Below are 17,888 nucleotides of genomic sequence, written 5' to 3'. Positions count from 1 at the left end.
TACCGCTCCGGGGCATGGCGCCGCGACGCCCCGTGGGGGCGGGTCGACCGGGAGGTGTGGTCACCGCCCGTCGAAATCAGCAGAAGCGTGGACGGAGAGGTCGTTCGTCCGGCGCCGCCGCGAGCCGTCTCAGGCGGGCGAGCCGCCGACCGTGGCGAGGGTCTCTCGCGGCTCGATGTCGCTCTCCTCGTCGCCGTTCAGCTGCTCCTGGCGCCACTCCTCGTAGCGCTCCTCGGAGAGCACCGTGACCGTGCCCAGCATACCGGAGTGGCCCGAGCCACAGTACTCCGCACAGTAGAGCTGGTGGGTGGACTCGGACTGGCCTTCCGGCAGACTCGTCGCCGTGGCGATGGTGTTGTAGTGGCCCGGGAAGGCGTCCTGCTTCAGCCCCAGGTCCGGGACGTGGACCGCGTGGAGCCAGTCCCGCGAGGTGACGTGCATCACCACGGGGCGGTTCTCCGGGATGACCATCTCGCCGGTCGTGGAGAAGTTCTCCCCGCTCCCCGTGCCGTAGTTGAACGTCCAGTAGTACTTCTGGGCGACAACCTCCACCTGAACCGGCTCGCCCTCGCCCGGCAGTTCCTCGGCGGCGGGCATGTAGGCGCCCTTGCCGTCGTAGTAGGTCACGTCGGCGTTCTCCTGGGCGACCTCGGGGTCCTCGACCGTGGCGGCAGTGACCCCGCCGATGGCGACGTTGCCGAGCACCTGGTAGGCGGCGAAGCCGACGAACAGGAGGATGACGGCCGTCGCGACGGTCCAGGTGATCTCCAGCCGGCGGTTCTCCTGGGTCGGCTGGGGGTCGTCGTTGTCCTTGTACTTGTAGACGGTGTAGAACAGGATCCCCTCGACGAGCACCGCGATGGGGATGGCGACGTAGAGCAGTTTCTCGTTGAGGTTGTTGATAAGTTCGATATTGACCGAAGACTGTGCCGCGACCGGGGTCGCCCCTAAAAGGGCGAGGAGCGCGACCCCGACGACGGACCGCAGGACGACGCGCCTGAGGTTCATGACACCGCGTTGGAAGCAGTCAGGTAAGTACCTGCCGACTCGCCGTGCCCCGAAAAGCGTGGGGGCTAAGTCCCCTGACGTCAATCTCTACAGGAACAGCATCCGTGTCCCCCTCCACCATTCGCGCCGCGCTCGGGACCGGCAGCGAGTCCCGCCTGACGGCCCTGCTGGCCGCGTCGGTCGTCGGCATCTACCTGCTGGTGGTCGTCGGCGCGACCGCGGCCCTTGCCGAGGCGGCCCGCGCGTGCTCGTCCTGGCCAGGGTGTGCGGGTGCCGACCTCACCCGGCCGGCCGTGCTCGTCGCGCTCGGCCACCGCGTCGCGGCGGCGGCCGTCGGCCTCCTCGTTATCCTGACGGCCGTCGTCGCGTTCCGGGCAGGCGCTACTGGCCGCGTGAGACTCGCCATGGCGGCTGCGCTCGCGCTCTTCCCGGTGCAGGTGTCGGTCGGCGCACTGGTCGCCGTTGGCGGCGGCAGCGCCGACCCCCTCGTCTCCAACGCCCACCTGCTGGTCGGGATGACCATCTTCGGGGCGCTCGTGCTCGCACTCGCCTGGCAGCTCGAGGTCGAGACCGGCAGCGACGACGAGCGGTCGGTACGTGACCCGACCGACCTCGAACCGCCCGAACCAGTCGCCGACGACCTCCGGGCGGACCCGGGCCCGCCGCTCTCGGGCCTCGCCCGCGTCCGTGCCGTCGGAAGCGCCTACGTCCAGCTCATGAAGCCCCGGTTGATGTGGCTGCTCTGTCTCGTCGCCTCCGCCGGGATGGCGCTCGCGGCGACGACCGGCGGCGGCCTCACGCTCCCCGTCGTCGCGGCCACGCTCGTCGGCGGTGTCCTCGCGATCGGCGCCTCGGGTACGTTCAACCACGTCCTCGAACGGGATATCGACAAGCGCATGGAACGGACCGCCGACCGTCCCGTGGCCACCCACGAAGTGCCCGTCCGGAACGCGTTCGCCTTCGGTGGGCTCCTGACCGTCGCGGCGCTCGGCGCGTTCCTGACCGTCAACCTCCTCGCCGCGGCGCTCGGGCTGGCCGCCATCGTGTTCTACTCGGTCATCTACACGCTGGTTCTCAAGCCCAACACGGTCCAGAACACGGTGATCGGCGGCGCTGCGGGGGCACTCCCGGCACTCATCGGCTGGACCGCCGTCACCGGCGATGTCGGGCTGCCGGGGCTCGCGCTGGCGGGTGTCATCTTCCTCTGGACGCCGGCGCACTTCTACAACCTCGCGCTGGCCTACCGCGACGACTACGAGCGTGGTGGCTTCCCGATGCTGCCCGTCGTCCGCGGCGAGACGGTCACCCGGAAGCATATCCTGCTCTACCTGGCGGCGACGCTGCTCGCCGCCACGGTGCTCGCGGAGGTGACGGCGCTGGGCTGGCTCTACGCCGGGACCACCGTCCTGCTGGGTGCCGTCTTCCTCGTCGCGGTCGTCCGCCTCCACTACGAGCAGACCGAGGGCGCCGCGTTCCGGGCGTTCCACGCCTCCAACGCATACCTGGGCCTGCTGCTGCTCGCGATCGTCCTCGACGCGCTGGTCGTGTGAGCGGTTCTCGGGAATCACGGTCTCCCGGCGGAGCGGTCCGGCAGTACCACAATACCACCGCGATTACCGGCGAAACGCGGCGATAACCCGTATATCGGCCCGGTCACCGGTCTCGGGGTCGGAAGCGTCGCTCCCCGTCGGACCATAGGCATAATCCGCTCCCGGGCGTACTCGCCAGCCATGCAGGTCATCGTCCACGGCGGTGCCGGCGGGCCGGCCGACGAACCGGCAGATCGGCAGGCGCTGCTCGACGAGGCGGCTGCGACCGGGAGCGAAGCGGACGACCCCACGACGGCCGCGGTGGCCGCACTCGGTGTGCTCGAACACGACGAGCGGTTCAACGCCGGCGTCGGGGCGGCGGTCCAGTCGGACGGCATCCCGCGCACCGACGCGGGGTTGATGACCGATGACCGCGCGGTCGGCGCGGCCTGTGCGATGCCCGGCGTCCGGGACGCCGCCGAGGTGGCGCGCCTCGTCAAGGAGGAGACGCCACACGTCCAGGTCGCGGGCGTCCACGCCGTCGACCTGGCAGCGGATTTCGGCGTCGAGACCGGTGTCGACCTCTGGACCGAGGCCACTCGCGAGCGCTGGGACGGGATGGACGTCCCCGCCCCGGAGCCGACGGCGTCGACGGGCGAGCATCTCGAGTGGGTCGGTGGCCGGTTCGGCGGCGGCGCGGGGACAGCGGTGCCGGATTCGGGCGGGACGGGTGACGGACCGCACGACCACGACACCGTCGGCGTCGTCGCGCGGGAGCACGACCGGTTCGCCGCGGCGACGTCGACCGGCGGGCGGTGGGCCGCCCTGGCCGGACGGGTCGGCGACGTGCCGCAGGTCGGCTGTGGCTTCTACTGCTCGCGGGCCGGCGGCGCGTCCACGACGGGTGCCGGCGAGGACATCGCCCGGGTGACGATGGCACGACGGGCGGTCGCGCACCTGGAGATGAGCCGGGACGCCGCGGACGCCGCGGAGCTGGCGGTCGAGGAGCTGGCCGACGCCACGGGCAGCGAGGCCGGCATCATCGTCCTCGACAACGCCGGCGGTGTCGGCAAGGCGTACAACAGCGACGCCATGCAGACCGCGGTCGCGGACGACGCGTAGCGCCTCCGGAACTATCAGCCCGCGCGCCGACACCCCGACGATGACCGCACCAGCCGACCTGGTCCTGACGAACGCGGCGGTCCACACGCTCGCTCCCGGTGACGGCCCTACGGGGCGACCCGCGTCGGACACGCCCGGCGACGAGATACACGAGGCCGTCGCGGTCCGCGACGGTCGCATCGTCCGCCTCGGGACCGCGCACGAGGTCGAGTTCCTCGTCGGGGCCACGACGACCGTCCACGACTGCGCGGGCCGCGTCGTCCTCCCCGGGTTCGTCGACGCGCACACCCACATGGACATGGTCGGTCGCTACCTCGTCCACGCCGCGCTGGGCGGCGCGACCGGGCCGGACGACGCAGTCGAACGGCTCGTCGAGGGGGCTCACCCGGCCGACCGGGGGGAGTGGATCCTCGGCTTCGGCTACGACGAGTCGACCTGGGACGAGTCGCGTTTCCTGACCCGGGCGGACCTCGACCGTGTCAGCGAGGAGCGACCGGTCGCCGCGTTCCGCGAGGACCTCCATCAGGTGTCGCTCAACGGCGTCGCGCTGGCACGGCTGGCCGACGACATCGCCGACGAGAACCTGCAGCACTCGGGCGACGAGCCGACTGGCGTCGCCGTCGAGGGCGCCGTCGGGACCGTGCTGGACGCGACGCGGGGCGACCGCCCGGAGCGCGACCTGCTGCGGGCGGCCAGCGACCGCGCCGCGGAACTGGGCATCACCGCGGTCGGGGACATGGTGCGGGACCACCGGGTCCCGCGGGCGTACCGCGACCTCGCACGGGACGGCGACCTCGGCCTGCGCGTGCGTCTGAACTACTGGACCGACTTCCTCGACGCGCTGGAGCGGACGGGGCTGTCGACCGGCGACGGCGACGACCTCGTCCGGGTCGGCGCGGTCAAGTCCTACACTGACGGGTCCCTGGGGGCCCGCACGGCCCGGCTGTCCGAGCCGTACGCCGACGTGGACGCGAGCGAGGCCGGCGACCCGCGCGGCCAGTGGGTCGTCCCCCCGGAGGAGTTCGCCGGGTACGTCGAGCGCGCCGACGAACTGGGACTCCAGTTCTGTGCCCACGCCATCGGCGACGAGGCCATCGCCGCGGTGCTGGGCGCGTACGCCGACACTGACGCGGCCGCGGCCAGACACCGCGTCGAGCACGTGGAAGTGCTCACGGACGCCCTGATAGCGCGCTTCGGCGAGGTCGGGGCCGTCGCGTCGGTCCAGCCGAACTTCCTGAAGTGGGCCCGTGACGGAGGGTTGTACGAGGCGCGCCTCGGACGCGAGCGGGCCCGGGCGTCGAACCGCTACGCCGCGCTCCGGGAGTCCGGCGTCCCGCTGGCGTTTGGCAGCGACACGATGCCGCTGGGGCCACTGTTCGGGGTCCAGCAGGCCGTCACCGCGCCCGCACCGGAGCAGCGGCTCGACGTGGCTGATGCGCTGCGTGCATACACCCACGGGGCGGCGTACGCGCTCCGTGACGAGGACCGGTTCGGGACGCTGCGGGCGGGCATCCACGCGGACCTCGTCGTCCTCGGTGCGTCGCCGTGGGCCGTCGACCCGGGTGGTATCGGGGATATCGACGTGGTGCGGACGTTCGTCGGCGGCGAACCGACGTACGTCGCCGAGTAACACGGGGGTGGATACCAGGGGGAACCCGACGCCGAACCGGGAACCCTCCCGGTAACTTCCGGGGGTATGTGCCGGAATCCTCTCCACGGGACGGTATTGTAGAGAAAATCTTTTCATAGCTGGCACCGGTAGGTGTGGTACTTCCAAGGTGCTCCACTATGCCTGAGATGGAAACCGCCGACCTCGAGACGGACCTGAGCCTCTTCAAGTACGACAACCTCGAGCAGCTCCCCCCGGCCTACCGGGAGCTGGACGAGGCCGAGCGCACCGAGCGCATCGAGGCCGCACTGGACGAACTCGGCGACGACGTCGTTATCCTGGGCCACAACTACCAGCGCCGGGAGATCGTCGAACACTCCGACTTCATCGGCGACTCCTACCAGCTGAGCAAGGAGGCCGCCAACGCCGACGCCGACTACGTGATCTTCGGTGGGGTGACGTTCATGGCAGAGTCCGCCGACATCATCACGGCCGACGACCAGACGGTCATCCTCCCGTCGATGGAGGCCTCCTGCCCGATGGCAGGGATGGCCGAGGCGCTCCAGGTCGACACCGCGTGGGCCGAGATCACGGAGGCCGCGCCCGACGCGAACATCATCCCCATCACGTACATGAACAGCTACGCCGACCTGAAGGCGTTCTGCGCCGAGCAGGGTGGGCTGGTCTGCACCTCCTCGAACGCCCACAAGGCGTTCGAGTACGGCTTCGACCAGGGCGATAAGGTCCTCTTCCTGCCGGACAAGCACCTCGGCGAGAACACGGCCCACCGGCTCGACATGGAGGACTCCATCGTCGAGTGGGACCCGTGGGACCCCGAGGGCGCCACCGCCGAGGAGGCCGCCGCGGCCGACATCATCCTCTGGGACGGCTACTGCCAGGTCCACGAGCGGTTCCGAGAATCACACATCACGGAGCTACGCGAGGAGCGGCCGGACGCCAACGTGGTCGTCCACCCCGAGTGCCGCCGCGAGGTCGTCGAGGCGGCAGACGTCGTCGGCTCGACGTCAACCATCTGCGAGACCGTCGAGAACGCCGACCCCGGCGATACGTGGGCAATCGGCACGGAGATCCACCTCGCCAACCACCTCGACCGGTGGCACCCCGAGGTGGAGGTGCTCCCGCTCTGCGGCGACGCCTGCATGGACTGCAACGCGATGCGCCAGATCGACCCCAACTACCTGACCTGGGTGCTCGAGGAGCTCGTCGAGGGTCGCGAACGCAACGTCATCGAGGTCGCACCGGGCGAGAAGGAGCTCGCGCAGCTCGCGCTCGACCGAATGCTTGAGATCTAACCCATGAACCAGCGAACGACCGACGTACTGATCGTCGGCTCGGGTATCGCCGGCTGTGCTGCGGCACTGGCGGCGGCCCGGGACGGCGTCGAGGTAACGCTCGCAACAAAGGCCACCGAACCGGAGGACGCCTCCTCCTGGTGGGCACAGGGCGGCATCGCCGTCACCCGTGAGGACGCGGACGCCTTCCGCGAGGACATCATGGCGGCCAGCGACGGCGAGGCCGACCCCGAGGCGGTCGACACGCTCGTCGGGAACGCCGCCCACGCGGTCGAGGACGTCCTGCTGGGGACGCTCGACATCGACTTCGATACCGCCGAGGAGGGGGCCGACACGGATGGGTTCGCCTACGCACGCGAGGCGGCCCACAGCGAGTCGCGCATCCTCCACGTCAACGCCTCCACCGGCCGGCATATCCTGCCCCCGATGCTGGAGCATCTCCAGGGGCTCGACGCCGTCACCATCGAGGAGGACACCGCCGCGCTGGAGCTGGTCACCCACGAGGGGCTGGTCCACGGGGCCATCCTCGAGCGGGACGGGGAGTTCGCGCCCTGCTTCGCCGGCGCCACGGTGTTGGCGACGGGGGGCATCGGCGCGCTCTACCCCCGGACCACGAACCCGGACGGCGCCACCGGCGACGGCATCGCGATGGCCGCGCTCGCCGGCGCGGACGTCGCGGACATGGAGTACGTCCAGTTCCACCCGACCGCGTACGCCGGCGCGGACAGCGAGGACACGTTCCTCCTCAGCGAGGCCGTCCGCGGCGAGGGTGGACTCCTCCGGAACGCCGAGGGCGAGCGGTTCATGCCCGACTACCACGAGGACGCCGAGCTCGCGCCGCGGGACGTGGTCGCGCGGGCGGTCCGGACGGAGATCGACGCGACAGGCGGCGTGACGCTCGACGTGTCGCCGCTGGACTTCGCCTCCGAGTTCCCCGACCTCGTCCACAAGTGTGAGGAGAACGGCGTCGACTGGACCGAGGGTATCCCGATCGCGCCCGCCGAGCACTTCCTCTGTGGCGGCGTCGCCGTCGACGACCGTGGCCGGGCCTCGCTTGACGGCCTGTTCGCGGTCGGTGAGTGCTCCCGGACCGGCGTCCACGGCGCCAACCGGCTCGCGTCGACATCGCTGCTGGAGGGGCTCGTCTGGGGTCTGCGCGCCGGCGAGACGGCCGCCGACGCCGGCGAGCCCGCGGTCGTCGAGGCGCCGGACCTGCTCAACCGCGACCCGGCGCTCCCGGGCAACTTCGCCCGCGACAAGTTCGTCCGGCTGCGCCGCGTGATGGGCGAGTACGTCGGCCTCTCGCGCAACGGCGAGGACCTCTCGCGCGCCCAGGGCGTCCTCCGCCGGCTGAAGGGCGAGGTCGACGCCTACGTCCGGACCCGCACGGCGCGTGGCCTCTACGAACTCCGGTCTGCGACCATCGTGGCGCTGCTGGTCACCCGTGCCGCGAGCGAGAACCCCGAGTCGAAGGGCTGTCACTACCTCGAACCGTCGGCGGTGGCCCCCGAGGCCGAGGCGGACGGGGACTGACGATGTTCGGCCCGGAGCGCATCGAACGGTGGCTCCGCGAGGACGTCGGCCACCACGACGTGACCAACGAGGTGCCCGGGGAGACGACCGGCCGCCTCGTGGCGAAGGAGCCCGGCGTGGTGGCGGGACTGGGGGCCGCCGCGGCCGTCTTCGAACATCTCGATGTCGACGTCGTCGAGCGCGCGCCGGAGGGGGCGACCGTCGACCCCGGAACCGAGGTCATGCGGACCGAGGGCGCCGCCAAGGCCACGCTCCGGGCCGAGCGGACCGCGGTCAACCTCGCCGGCCACGCCTCGGGTATCGCGACCCGGACCCGCCGGGCCGTCGACGCCACCCGAGAGGTCGACGACGACGTCCGGGTCGCTGGCACCCGCAAGACCACGCCCGGGTTGCGCGGACTCGAGAAGCGCGCCATCGTCGCCGGCGGCGGCGACACCCACCGGCTCGACCTCTCGCATATGGTGATGGTGAAGGACAACCATATCGCGGAGATGGGCCTCTCCGGCGCGGTGGAGGAGTTCCGCGAGCGGGCGTCGTTCGCCACGAAGATCGAGGTCGAGGTCGACGACCCCGCGGACGCCCCGGAGGCGGCCGCGGCCGGCGCCGACATCGTCCTGCTGGACAACATGGACCCCGCGACGACGGAGGACGCCGTCGCGTCGCTGCCCGCGGACACGCTGGCGGAGGCCTCCGGCGGCATCACCGTCGCCGACGTGCCGGCGTACGCGGCGACCGGCGTCGACGTCATCTCGATGGGGTCGCTCACCCACTCGGCGAGTACCCTGGACCTCTCCTTCCGGACCGGATAGGGTCGCTACGCACGCCATTCACGCGATATATCCACGATAGAAGCACTGTTCTATCCGTTGTCGTCGAGAATGACCGGTAGCGACGTTGCGCGCTACGCCGTCAGTCCGCTTCGGGGTCCTCCCCGCGTGCTCGTTTGAACATCGCGAGCGCCTCCTCGCGGCGGTCGCCGTGGTCGACGATCGGGTGGGGGTAGTCCGGCGCGAGCCGGTTTCGCTCGGAGAGCCCGAGTTCGTGCCAGGAGTGGATGTCGTCGGCGTTGACGCCCTCCAGCTCCGGGACGTAGCGCTTGATGTACTCGGCGGCCGGGTCGTAGCGTTCACCCTGTGTCATCGGGTTGAAGATGCGGAAGTACGGCTGGGCGTCGGTCCCGGTGGAGGCGGCCCACTGCCAGCCGCCGTTGTCGTTGGCGGTGTTGTGGTCGACCAGACGCTCGCGGAAGTGGGCGTAGCCGTGGCGCCAGTCACAGCAGAGGTCCTTGGTGAGGAAGCTTGCGACGATCATCCGGACGCGGTTGTGCATGTACGCCTCCTGTTTCAGCTGGCGCATGCCGGCGTCGACGATGGGGTAGCCCGTCTCGCCCGCCTTCCACGCCGCGATCTCGTCGGGGTCGTCGCGCCACTCGATCTCCTCCTCGTACTCCTTGTAGTTCTCCGTCACGACCTCCGGGTTGAAGTTGAGGACGTGGTGGTAGAACTCCCGCCAGGCGAGTTCGCCGCGGAACTCCTCGACGGACTCGCGGGCGTCCTCGGAGGGGGCGTCGGCCTTTGCCTCGCGGATCGCCGCGGACACCTCGCGGACGCCGATGGTGCCCCAGCGGAGGTGGACGGAGAGCCGTGAGGTACAGCGGTCGGCGGGGTAGTCGCGGCGGTCGGCGTAGTCGTAGACGTCGCCGGCGAGGAACTCGTCGAGCCGCTCGCGGGCGGCCGCGTGGCCCGCCGCGGGGACGTCCGCCTCGGGCGAGTCGAAGCCGAGGTCGGCGGCCGTCGGGAGGTCGCCGGGGTCGTCGGGCGTCGCGAGGGCGCCCGTCCCCGGGGCCGGGTAGGGGTCGGCCTTCTCCCGGTCGCGCCACTTCTTCCAGAAGTAGCTGTAGACTGAGTACGGCTCCCCGGCGTTGGTGGTGATGGAGCCGGGTTCGTGATGGAGCGCGTCGTGGTAGGCGGCGACCGGGACGCCGGCGTCGTCGAGCGCCGCCCGGACGGCGTCGTCGCGCTCGCGGCCCAACCCGGAGTAGGCGCGGTTCCAGACGACGCCGGTCGCGTCGTGTGCGTCGGCGACCGCCGGGAGGACGCTGGTGGGGTCCCCCCGTCGGAGGAGGAGGTCGCCACCGTGGTCACGGTAGGACTCCCGGAGGGAGTCGACCGCGTCGAGCATGTAGGCCACCCGCGGCGGGGAGGCGTGGTCAAGGACGGCGTCGTCGAAGACGAACAGTCCGAGCGCCGGGCCGTCCCCGGGCGCCGGGTCCGCCCCCTCGGCCCCCGCCGCGGCGGCCAGCCCCCGGTTGTCAACGAGCCGCAGGTCGCTCCGGTGCCAGTGAAGGCGCATACCCCATCTACTCACGACTCCCGCATACAGGTTCGGGTCGTCCACGCCGTCATCCGATTCCAGTGGCCGCCGGACGGGGGCCGGGGGGCGGACCCGACACCCGGACGATTTACCACCCGCGGCGTCGCACCGCCGGGTATGAGCGACGGGACCGACGCCGAGAGCGAGGACGCGACCGGGACCGACCGCGACGGGGGAAAGCACGTGCTCGTCCCCATCGACCGCTCCGACCAGTCGACCGAGGCGCTGGAGCACGCCCTCTCGGAGTTTGAGGGGGCAACGCTGACCCTGCTGCACGTCATCAACCCGGCCCGAGCGGGCTACGGCGCGCAGGCCGGTATCCCGACCGCCTCGGAGGAGTGGCTCAAGGAGGCCGAGGCGGCGGCCGACCAGCTGTTCGCGGGCGCCGAGGAGCGGGCCCACGGCCACGATGTCGACCTCGAGACGACGACGGAGGTCGGCAACCCGTCCCGGCTCATCGTCGAGTACACCGAGGACGAGGATCGCGACATCGACCACGTCGTGATGGGCTCGCACGGGCGGTCCGGGCTCTCGCGGGTGCTCCTCGGCAGTGTCGCGGAGACCGTGGTCCGCCGGTCCACCGTGCCGGTGACCGTCGTCCGCTGAACCGGGACCGGCGGCCATGACGGCTGGCGGGCGCGTAGTCGTCGGATTTATCAGCCGCCGGTCAACAGCGGGGAACGTGTCGGAGATGCAGGACCTGGCCCCGCTCGTCGCGTTCGACCTGCTGAGCGCCAGCCGGCGAGTCGCCGCGGCCGTGGCGGTGGAGGCAGCCGACGAACCGGTCTCCAGCGGCGAGCTCGCGACGATGACCGCGGCCGCGGAGCACGGGCGCCCCCCGGGGAAACTGGGCGGGCGCAGCGCGGGTTCGGTCAAGGGCGCCCTCGAGCGCGACCACCTCCCCCGGCTGGTCGCGCACGACGTCCTCCGGGACGCCGACGGGGGGTACGAGGCCGGGGCGAACATGGAGGGGTTCCTGTCGGTCGTCGACGAGAGCCTCGACCAGTCCGGGGACGGTCCGCTGCTCACGGCGGATGGGCGCCAGCCCGGCGGGCCGGTTCCCGACACGGATATTTAACCCTGGACCCGCAGAGGATGAACCATGGACCGTATCCCGTTCGGCATCCGGCGGCTCGACACGACCATCGGCGGGGGCGCCCCCGCCGGGAGCGTCGTGCTCCTCTCCGGGGAGGTAGGGGCCGGCGCCCGGGAGTTCATCTACACGAGTACGGTGATGAACGGGCTCCTGCAGTCCGACCCCGAGATGTTCGACCTCTACTACGGCGACCTCGCCTCGGGGGCGGTCGCGCCCGACGAGGTCCACTACCTCTCCTTTACCGCCGGCGAGCGGAAGGTGCGCCGCGAGATGTCGCTGGCGATGGACGACGACATCGTCGACGCCAGTAGCCCCGCGATCGAGTTCCACGACCTCTCCAGCGAGTACTTCCAGCTGTCGCCGGTTCCGCGGGAGTGGTACTCCGACCGGACGGCGAAGATCTCGGACCTGAACGCGACCGACGAGCGCCAGTCCGTCCCGTCGGCGCTCGGCGACCGGCTCTCCGCCAGCGCCGCCAACAACGTCGTCGTCATCGACTCGCTGACCGACCTCGTCGCCGCCTCCGGCGACGACATCTCCTGGGAGGACATCCCCGTCATCCTGAAGGGTATCTCGCGGGCCGCGTTCGGCTGGCAGGGCCTCATCCTGGTCCACGCCAGCATGGAGACGCTCTCGAGGGTCCAGCACGGGCAACTGATGGACGCCGCGGACGGCACGCTGCTGTTCGAGTGGGAGTCCGGCGGCTCCACCCGGGCCCGGACGATGGTCGTCCGCCAGTTCCGGGGCGTGCTCTCCCGCATCGAGGACGAGAACATCGTCCGCTTCGAGGCGGAGATCGGCGACTCCGGGTTCGACATCAGTGACGTCCGCAAGATCCGGTAGCCCCGGGAACCGCCCGACAGCGGCCGATTCCGGCGGTATACCCGGAGAGCGGCGGAGGAACGTTTTAATGGGGCCAGCGGCAAAGACCGGGTAATGGACTCCGAGTCGACCGAGGGGCGCACGCTCTCGCTGGATCTCCCGGCGGCCCTCGACGAGTGGCTCGCCGACCGCGCCGCGGAACTTGACGTGGACGAGTCGGAGCTGGTGCTGCAGCTCGTCGGGAGCTACCGGGTCGCCGCCGACGCCGACGACGGGACCGCCGCCGAACTGGCCGACACCATCGATGAGGACGCCGTCGACGTCGAGGAGGCCGTCCGCGGGGAGGTCGAGGACGCCCTCGCGGGAGCCACGGTCGATGAGGACGCCATCATCCGGCAGGCGGAGACCCGGATGAGCGAACGCGCCGACGCGCTCGAGGCGGAGTTCGATGAGAAGCTCGATGACGTCCGCCGCCGGGTCGTCCAGCTCAAGGGCGAGGTCGGTGGGAAGGCTTCGGCCGACCACGACCACGAGGCGTTCGAACGGCTCGACGAGCTGGCGGCCGGCCTGGGCGAGGTCCGGGCCGAGATACAGAAGCTCCAGGAGACGGGCGAGGGGGACGACCTCGCGGCACGGGTGAGCGACCTCGAAGGCAAGCTGGACACGCTGGCCCGGGTCGTCGTGCGGCTCCGTGACGCCCCGGACGACGTCGGTGACGAGACGCTGATGGAGATCAAGCGCGCCGCGGCGCGGCGGGGCGCCGACGAGGCGAGATGTGAGAGCTGTGGCGAGACGGTCAGCATCGGTCTGCTGCCGGAGGCCGAATGTCCGCACTGCCGAAGCCCCTTCGGCGGGCTCGTCGAGGGCTCGGGCGGAGTGTTCGGGTCCCCGCCGCGACTGGTCGGACCCGGTGAACGCGGCGGCACCGAGCCCGACGGGGGCGCGGTCGACGACGGGGGGGTCGGCTCGGAGCTGTCCGACCTCGGCACGGACGAGGGGTCCGGGGTCGACCCCGGGGGGGGCGGTGACGGCGCGGTGAGCACGGACGGGGGGGACCGATGAGCGACGACGACACCGTCGAGGAGGAGGCGGACCCGTACGCCGACGTCGAGACCGGGGACGACCCCTTCTCGGAGTTCGACCTCGACGACGGCACGGGCGGGGCCGACGCCCCGGAGGATGCGCTGTTCACCGAGGTCGAGACCGACGGGGTGGACGACGAGGACGTCTGGGCGGAACTCGAAGGGTCGGCGACGGCCGGGGCGAGTGAGCCGGACACGGGCCCGGAGTTCGACGCCGGGAGCGCCCCTCTCGAGGGGGAGGACGCGCCCACGAGTGGGGAGACAGTAGTCAGGAAGCGAGCCTACTGCGAGCAGTGCGAGTACTTCTCGGACCCGCCGAACGTCGCCTGTGGCTTCCCGGACGGCGAGATCGTCGAACTGGTGGACACGGAGCGGTTCAAGATGCGGAACTGCCCCGTCGTGGCCCGCCGCGAGCACAGCGACATCAGCGCCATCGCCGGCCGCAGCGAGCCGGAACTGGAACCCGGCGACCCGACGACGGCGGAGTCGGGCGAGGACGACTGAACCGGGGCCGCTTTTCCGCCCCCGCCACGTCCCTCCGGTATGGTCGAGTTCTGTGACGACTGCGGCTCGCTGATGCACGCCGAGGACGGCGAGATGGTCTGCTCGTCCTGCGGGGCCCGTCAGACCCGCGACGCCGAGCGGGCCGCCGAGTTCGTCTCCACCGAGGAGCAGTCGACGAACGACGTCATCGAGACGGAGGCGGGCGCCGAGTTCGAGGGGAAGCCGACCGACGACAGCGTCCACTGCGACGAGTGTGACCACACCGCCGCCTGGTACAGCATCAAGCAGACCGGGTCGGCCGACGAGCCGCCGACACGGTTCTTCAAGTGCAAGGAGTGTGGTAACCGCTGGCGGGAGTACAACTGAGGCGCGACGCCGGCCGGCGGGGGCCGGCCACCACCCCGGTGTAGTGGCGTCACGCTGAAACTCGGTGAGCGTCTACCGTGGATAGTGACCATCACACCGACGCTCATCCGCGAGTACGACGCGGCGGCACCGGCCCCGGAGGCGACGGAGACGGCGACCTTCGGCCTCGGCTGCTTCTGGGGGCCGGACGCGCAGTTCGGGGCGATAGAGGGTGCCGTCAGGACCCGGGTCGGCTACGCCGGTGGCACGAAGGTCGACCCGACGTACCACGCGCTGGGCGACCACACGGAGGTGCTGCAGGTCGACTACGACCCCGACCGGTGCTCGTTCCGCGACCTGGTGGCCGTCGCCGCGCGGAGCCACGACCCTAGGCGCGAGGTCCGGAAGACCCAGTACCAGAACGTCCTCTTCGCCGGATCGGCCGCGCAACGGGAGGTCCTGCACGAGTACCTCGCGGACGTGGGGCTCGACCCCGAGGCCATCGCGACGCGTGTCGAGCGGCTCTCGCGGTTCTATCCCGCCGAGGACTACCACCAGAAGTACAGTCTCCGCTCGGACCCGTCGCTGTCGGGTGCCTTCGAGGACGCGGGCTACGACGACGCGGCGCTCCGGGAGTCCCCGGCCGCCGCGAAGCTCAACGGGGTGGCCGCTGGGAACGATCTCCCCGACGGCGACGACCTGGCGACGGCTTTCGAGCGGACCGTCGGCGGTCGGTGAGGTCGACCCAGCGGAGCGCCGCCTCTACGCCCGTCTGACGGGGGCCTCCAGTGCGGCGTCCTCGTTCACACCGACGAACAGGAACTCGGGGGTCTCTGACTCCTCGAACAGGTCGCTGGCCACGCCCGGGATGGGGACGTCAACCAGTTCGCCGTCCCGCAACGTGAGGGTGAGCCGGAGCGACTCCCCCGGGGCGAGCGTCGTCTCGACGGCGACGAGGTCGAGTTCGAGCGTCTCGCTGCCCTCGGGCGACGCGGCGGCGACCTGGTCCTTCAGCAGTGTGGTGTTCCCGTCGGCGTCGACCCGCTGCAGCGCGGCGAACACGTTGGCGTCGCCGCCGGCCGCCGTCACCGGGAGCGAGAGCCGCGGCACGCCGGCTATCTCCGTCCCGGTATCGACGGTGAAGTCGAAGGAGAGGGTCTCGGCCCCGTACCGCGTCCCGTTGCCGAGCATGAACACCGGCGCGTCGACGGCGTCGCCGAGCGCGAAGGACTCGCGTTCGAACCCCTCGGGCGGGAACCGCTCGCCCGTCTCGAAGCTGTCCGAGGCCGCGCGATAGGTGCTGACCCGCGCGAGGTCGTCGGCATCGTCGCCGTCCCGGAGGTAGGTGTCGAGCCACGAGAGCACGGCGTCGCTGATGTAGCTGCTCTGGACGGGTGTGGAGGGTGCGCCCTCGAAGTCGTGGCCGCCGTCGTACAGCAGCAGGCGGCTGTCGACGCCGTTGTCGGCGATCCCCGCCCAGTTCAACAGCGCCTCGTTCGGCCAGAAGAGGCGGTCGTGCCAGCCCGAGATCGTGAGCGTCGGGGTGGTGATGTCGTCGATCTTCGAGACCGGCGACCGCTCGCGGTAGTAGGACAACAGCGCCTCGCTGGGCTCGCCGGACCGGAGCGCCGGCCCGGCGAGTTCGAGGAACTCCGGCGAGAGGGAGCCGTTCTCCCGGCCGGAGACGAACAGCGGCCCGGCCCAGCCGGACTTGAGGACGCCGTTCGGCGCGTTCGAGTACCCGAGGTCGTGCCAGGCCCAGCGGGGGACCAGCGCGTCGATGCGGTCGTCGACGGCGGCGGTGTTGAGCTGGATCCCGGCGCCGTAGGAGAAGCCGTCCATCGCCACCCGGGGATCCTCCGCACCGTCGGTCCGGACGTTCGACCGGCCGGCGAGCCAAGTGAGCAGCGCCTGCGCGTCGGCGACCTCGTTCGGGCCGTCCACGTCCACCCGTCCGCCGGATTCACCGAACCCGCGCGAGTCGTACGCGAGGACGACGTAACCGTGGCTGGCGTAGAACCGCGCCAGTGGCTCGCGGTCGGCCCGGGTCCCGCCCCAGCCGTGCGTCGTCAGGACCGCCGCGCGCTCGCCGTCCGCGTCCGGTTCGTACAGCGTGGCGACGATGGTCGTCCCGTCCTCGGACTCGATCTCGAGCGGGTCGGTGACCGAGACGGCGAACTCGCCCTCCGGTCGGCCCTCGTCCTGGACCGCCGCGAGTACCGGGTCGACCCCGGCGAACAGCGCCGCACCGGTCGCGCCGATTCCACGCAGCAGTGAACGTCGTGAGAGTCCGTCACTAGCTGTCACGTTCCGGCCTCTTGCCGACTGAACATATAGTTAACGCGGAACCGACCGTTCGTGGGCCGGGGTCGCTCCCTCCGGGAGTATGGCCGCCCTCACTGCTCCGCGTCCGGGTGGGGGGTCGGCTCCGGGGCCTCGGCCGTCTCGTCGGGGGCGCCGGCCGCACTGTAGCAGTCGAGCCACCGGCCCGCGACCGCCCCCTCGTCGTACGCGGCCACCGACTCGTCGAGGTCCCACTGCGGGTAGGCGCCGGCCGCCGCGATGCGCTCGGAGATCCCCTCGGGCGTGGAGACGCGGAACCCCCGCTCCCGGCGCTCGACCAGTTCGTGGGCCGCCGAGTCGGCCTGGTACTCCACGACGCCGACACAGCCGCAGGCGAGCGCCCACAACAGCTCCGTGGCGAACACCTCGTCGCGGGCGGTCTGACAGAAGACGTGGGCTCCCCGGTAGAGCGAGAGCCGCTCGTCGAGCGGGGTCTCGCCCGCGAACGTCACGCGCCCGTCGATGGAGAGGTCGGCCGCCTGGGCCTCGTACGCCGCGCGCCGAGGGCCGTCCCCGACGACGGTCGCGTGCCAGTCGCGGTCCCGGAGCTCCGCCAGCGCGAGGAGGACGCTCTCCAGGTTGGCGGTATCCTCGAGCGGCGTCGCGGCCACCACGTCCGGCGGGTCGGCGACCGGCTCGGCCGCCCGGACACGCGCCATGTCGATGGCCTCCGGGACGACCGTCGCGCGGCCCTCGCTCACGCCGCGCTCGCGGACGCGGGTCCGGACGAGTTCCGAAGGGGTCGCGACCCGCGCCGCCGCCCGCAACGCCGGCCCGACGAGCCGCCCCTCCGGCGGGGCCTCGCCGAACCAGTCGACCACCAGCGGGGCGCGGGCGAGGGCCGCGCCGGCCCGTCCCGAGAGTACGGCCGCCGGGCCGCCGACCGCATGGACCACGTCGGGCCGGGTCCGGGCGAGCCGCGCCGACAGCCGGGGATAGTAGAAGTCGTCGTTCGGCAGGATGGTGACGGAGTGGTAGGTGACGCCGTCGCGCTCGCGGGTGCGTGCCCGGTCGGACCCCTCGCCCTGCCAGCCCATCCCGTAGACGGTCACGTCGTGGCCGCGCGCGACGAGTCCCCGCGCCGTCCGGGCGACGCGCGCGACGGCCCGCTCCTCGTCGGCGCCAGTGACGAGCCGCAGCTCCGGCGCGACCACGGCGACCTGCATACTCGCAGAAGCGGGCAGTCGGATGAAAAAGGCGGCGGCGGGA

At 71.5% G+C, this 17,888-nt stretch carries 17 protein-coding genes; 13 read left to right on the top strand and 4 right to left on the bottom strand.

The features are described 5' to 3' along the window. Window positions 1-129 precede the first annotated feature (129 nt). Window positions 130-1,008 (bottom strand): cytochrome c oxidase subunit II, encoded by an 879-nt coding sequence (locus DP107_RS08110; protein WP_144261659.1) that lies wholly within the window; start codon window positions 1,006-1,008, stop codon window positions 130-132. A 104-nt stretch (window positions 1,009-1,112) separates the two neighbouring features. Here DP107_RS08110 and cyoE point away from each other — a divergent pair, with 104 nt between their 5' ends. The 6 genes from cyoE (at window position 1,113) to nadC (ending at window position 8,923) form a co-directional block, all read left to right on the top strand. Beyond that, complete coding sequence (gene cyoE / locus DP107_RS08105; RefSeq protein ID WP_238330827.1) at window positions 1,113-2,558, top strand: heme o synthase; 1,446 nt, start codon at window positions 1,113-1,115, stop codon at window positions 2,556-2,558. A gap of 180 nt (window positions 2,559-2,738) precedes the next feature. After that, a complete protein-coding gene (locus DP107_RS08100; protein WP_144261658.1) occupies window positions 2,739-3,659 on the top strand; it encodes an isoaspartyl peptidase/L-asparaginase in 921 nt (306 codons plus the stop codon). Window positions 3,660-3,699: 40 nt separating this feature from the next. After that, on the top strand, window positions 3,700-5,289 hold the full coding sequence (locus DP107_RS08095; protein ID WP_144261657.1) for an amidohydrolase: 1,590 nt from the start codon (window positions 3,700-3,702) through the stop codon (window positions 5,287-5,289). 158 nt (window positions 5,290-5,447) lie between these two features. Continuing rightward, window positions 5,448-6,581, top strand: a complete 1,134-nt coding sequence (gene nadA, locus DP107_RS08090) for a quinolinate synthase NadA (RefSeq protein ID WP_144261656.1) — start codon at window positions 5,448-5,450, stop codon at window positions 6,579-6,581. 3 nt (window positions 6,582-6,584) lie between these two features. Next, window positions 6,585-8,114, top strand: a complete 1,530-nt coding sequence (locus DP107_RS08085; RefSeq protein ID WP_144261655.1) for an L-aspartate oxidase — start codon at window positions 6,585-6,587, stop codon at window positions 8,112-8,114. A 2-nt stretch (window positions 8,115-8,116) separates the two neighbouring features. Further along, window positions 8,117-8,923 carry a carboxylating nicotinate-nucleotide diphosphorylase gene (gene nadC, locus DP107_RS08080; protein ID WP_144261654.1) on the top strand — a complete coding sequence of 269 codons (807 nt, stop codon included), beginning with the start codon at window positions 8,117-8,119 and terminating at the stop codon, window positions 8,921-8,923. Between the two features lie 100 nt (window positions 8,924-9,023). Here nadC and DP107_RS08075 read toward each other — a convergent pair whose 3' ends face one another. Next, window positions 9,024-10,466 (bottom strand): cryptochrome/photolyase family protein, encoded by a 1,443-nt coding sequence (locus tag DP107_RS08075; RefSeq protein WP_144261653.1) that lies wholly within the window; start codon window positions 10,464-10,466, stop codon window positions 9,024-9,026. A 138-nt stretch (window positions 10,467-10,604) separates the two neighbouring features. On the opposite strand from DP107_RS08075, the gene DP107_RS08070 reads away from it, so the two are divergent. From DP107_RS08070 to DP107_RS08040, 7 genes are all read left to right on the top strand, one after another. Continuing rightward, window positions 10,605-11,093: a universal stress protein gene (locus DP107_RS08070; protein ID WP_144261652.1), complete on the top strand. Its 489-nt coding sequence runs from the start codon at window positions 10,605-10,607 to the stop codon at window positions 11,091-11,093. Between the two features lie 85 nt (window positions 11,094-11,178). Beyond that, the gene (locus DP107_RS08065; protein WP_449405192.1) at window positions 11,179-11,565 is read left to right on the top strand and encodes a DUF7344 domain-containing protein; all 387 of its coding nucleotides are present in this window, start codon (window positions 11,179-11,181) and stop codon (window positions 11,563-11,565) included. Window positions 11,566-11,589: 24 nt separating this feature from the next. Then, entirely contained in the window at window positions 11,590-12,426 is an 837-nt protein-coding gene (locus DP107_RS08060) for an RAD55 family ATPase (RefSeq protein WP_144261650.1), read from the top strand. A 93-nt stretch (window positions 12,427-12,519) separates the two neighbouring features. Further along, entirely contained in the window at window positions 12,520-13,467 is a 948-nt protein-coding gene (locus DP107_RS08055; RefSeq protein WP_144261649.1) for an FmdB family zinc ribbon protein, read from the top strand. Continuing rightward, window positions 13,464-13,991, top strand: a complete 528-nt coding sequence (locus DP107_RS08050) for a hypothetical protein (RefSeq protein WP_144261648.1) — start codon at window positions 13,464-13,466, stop codon at window positions 13,989-13,991. The genes DP107_RS08055 and DP107_RS08050 overlap by 4 nt, the downstream gene beginning before the upstream one ends. Window positions 13,992-14,030: 39 nt before the next feature. Then, window positions 14,031-14,357: a transcription factor S gene (locus DP107_RS08045; protein ID WP_144261647.1), complete on the top strand. Its 327-nt coding sequence runs from the start codon at window positions 14,031-14,033 to the stop codon at window positions 14,355-14,357. Between the two features lie 84 nt (window positions 14,358-14,441). Further along, a complete protein-coding gene (locus tag DP107_RS08040; protein WP_144261646.1) occupies window positions 14,442-15,074 on the top strand; it encodes a peptide-methionine (S)-S-oxide reductase MsrA in 633 nt (210 codons plus the stop codon). A 24-nt stretch (window positions 15,075-15,098) separates the two neighbouring features. Here the strand turns inward: DP107_RS08040 and DP107_RS08035 are convergent, their stop codons facing one another. Together DP107_RS08035 and DP107_RS08030 are read right to left on the bottom strand one after the other, a co-directional pair. Beyond that, a complete protein-coding gene (locus DP107_RS08035) occupies window positions 15,099-16,643 on the bottom strand; it encodes a CocE/NonD family hydrolase (protein ID WP_144261645.1) in 1,545 nt (514 codons plus the stop codon). An 89-nt stretch (window positions 16,644-16,732) separates the two neighbouring features. Further along, window positions 16,733-17,845, bottom strand: a complete 1,113-nt coding sequence (locus DP107_RS08030; RefSeq protein WP_144261644.1) for a glycosyltransferase — start codon at window positions 17,843-17,845, stop codon at window positions 16,733-16,735. Between the last annotated feature and the right edge of the window lie 43 nt (window positions 17,846-17,888).

The organism is Haloglomus irregulare (assembly GCF_007421925.1).
Classification (GTDB): domain Archaea; phylum Halobacteriota; class Halobacteria; order Halobacteriales; family Haloarculaceae; genus Haloglomus; species Haloglomus irregulare.
This window is presented reverse-complemented; position numbering and strand designations above follow the sequence as displayed.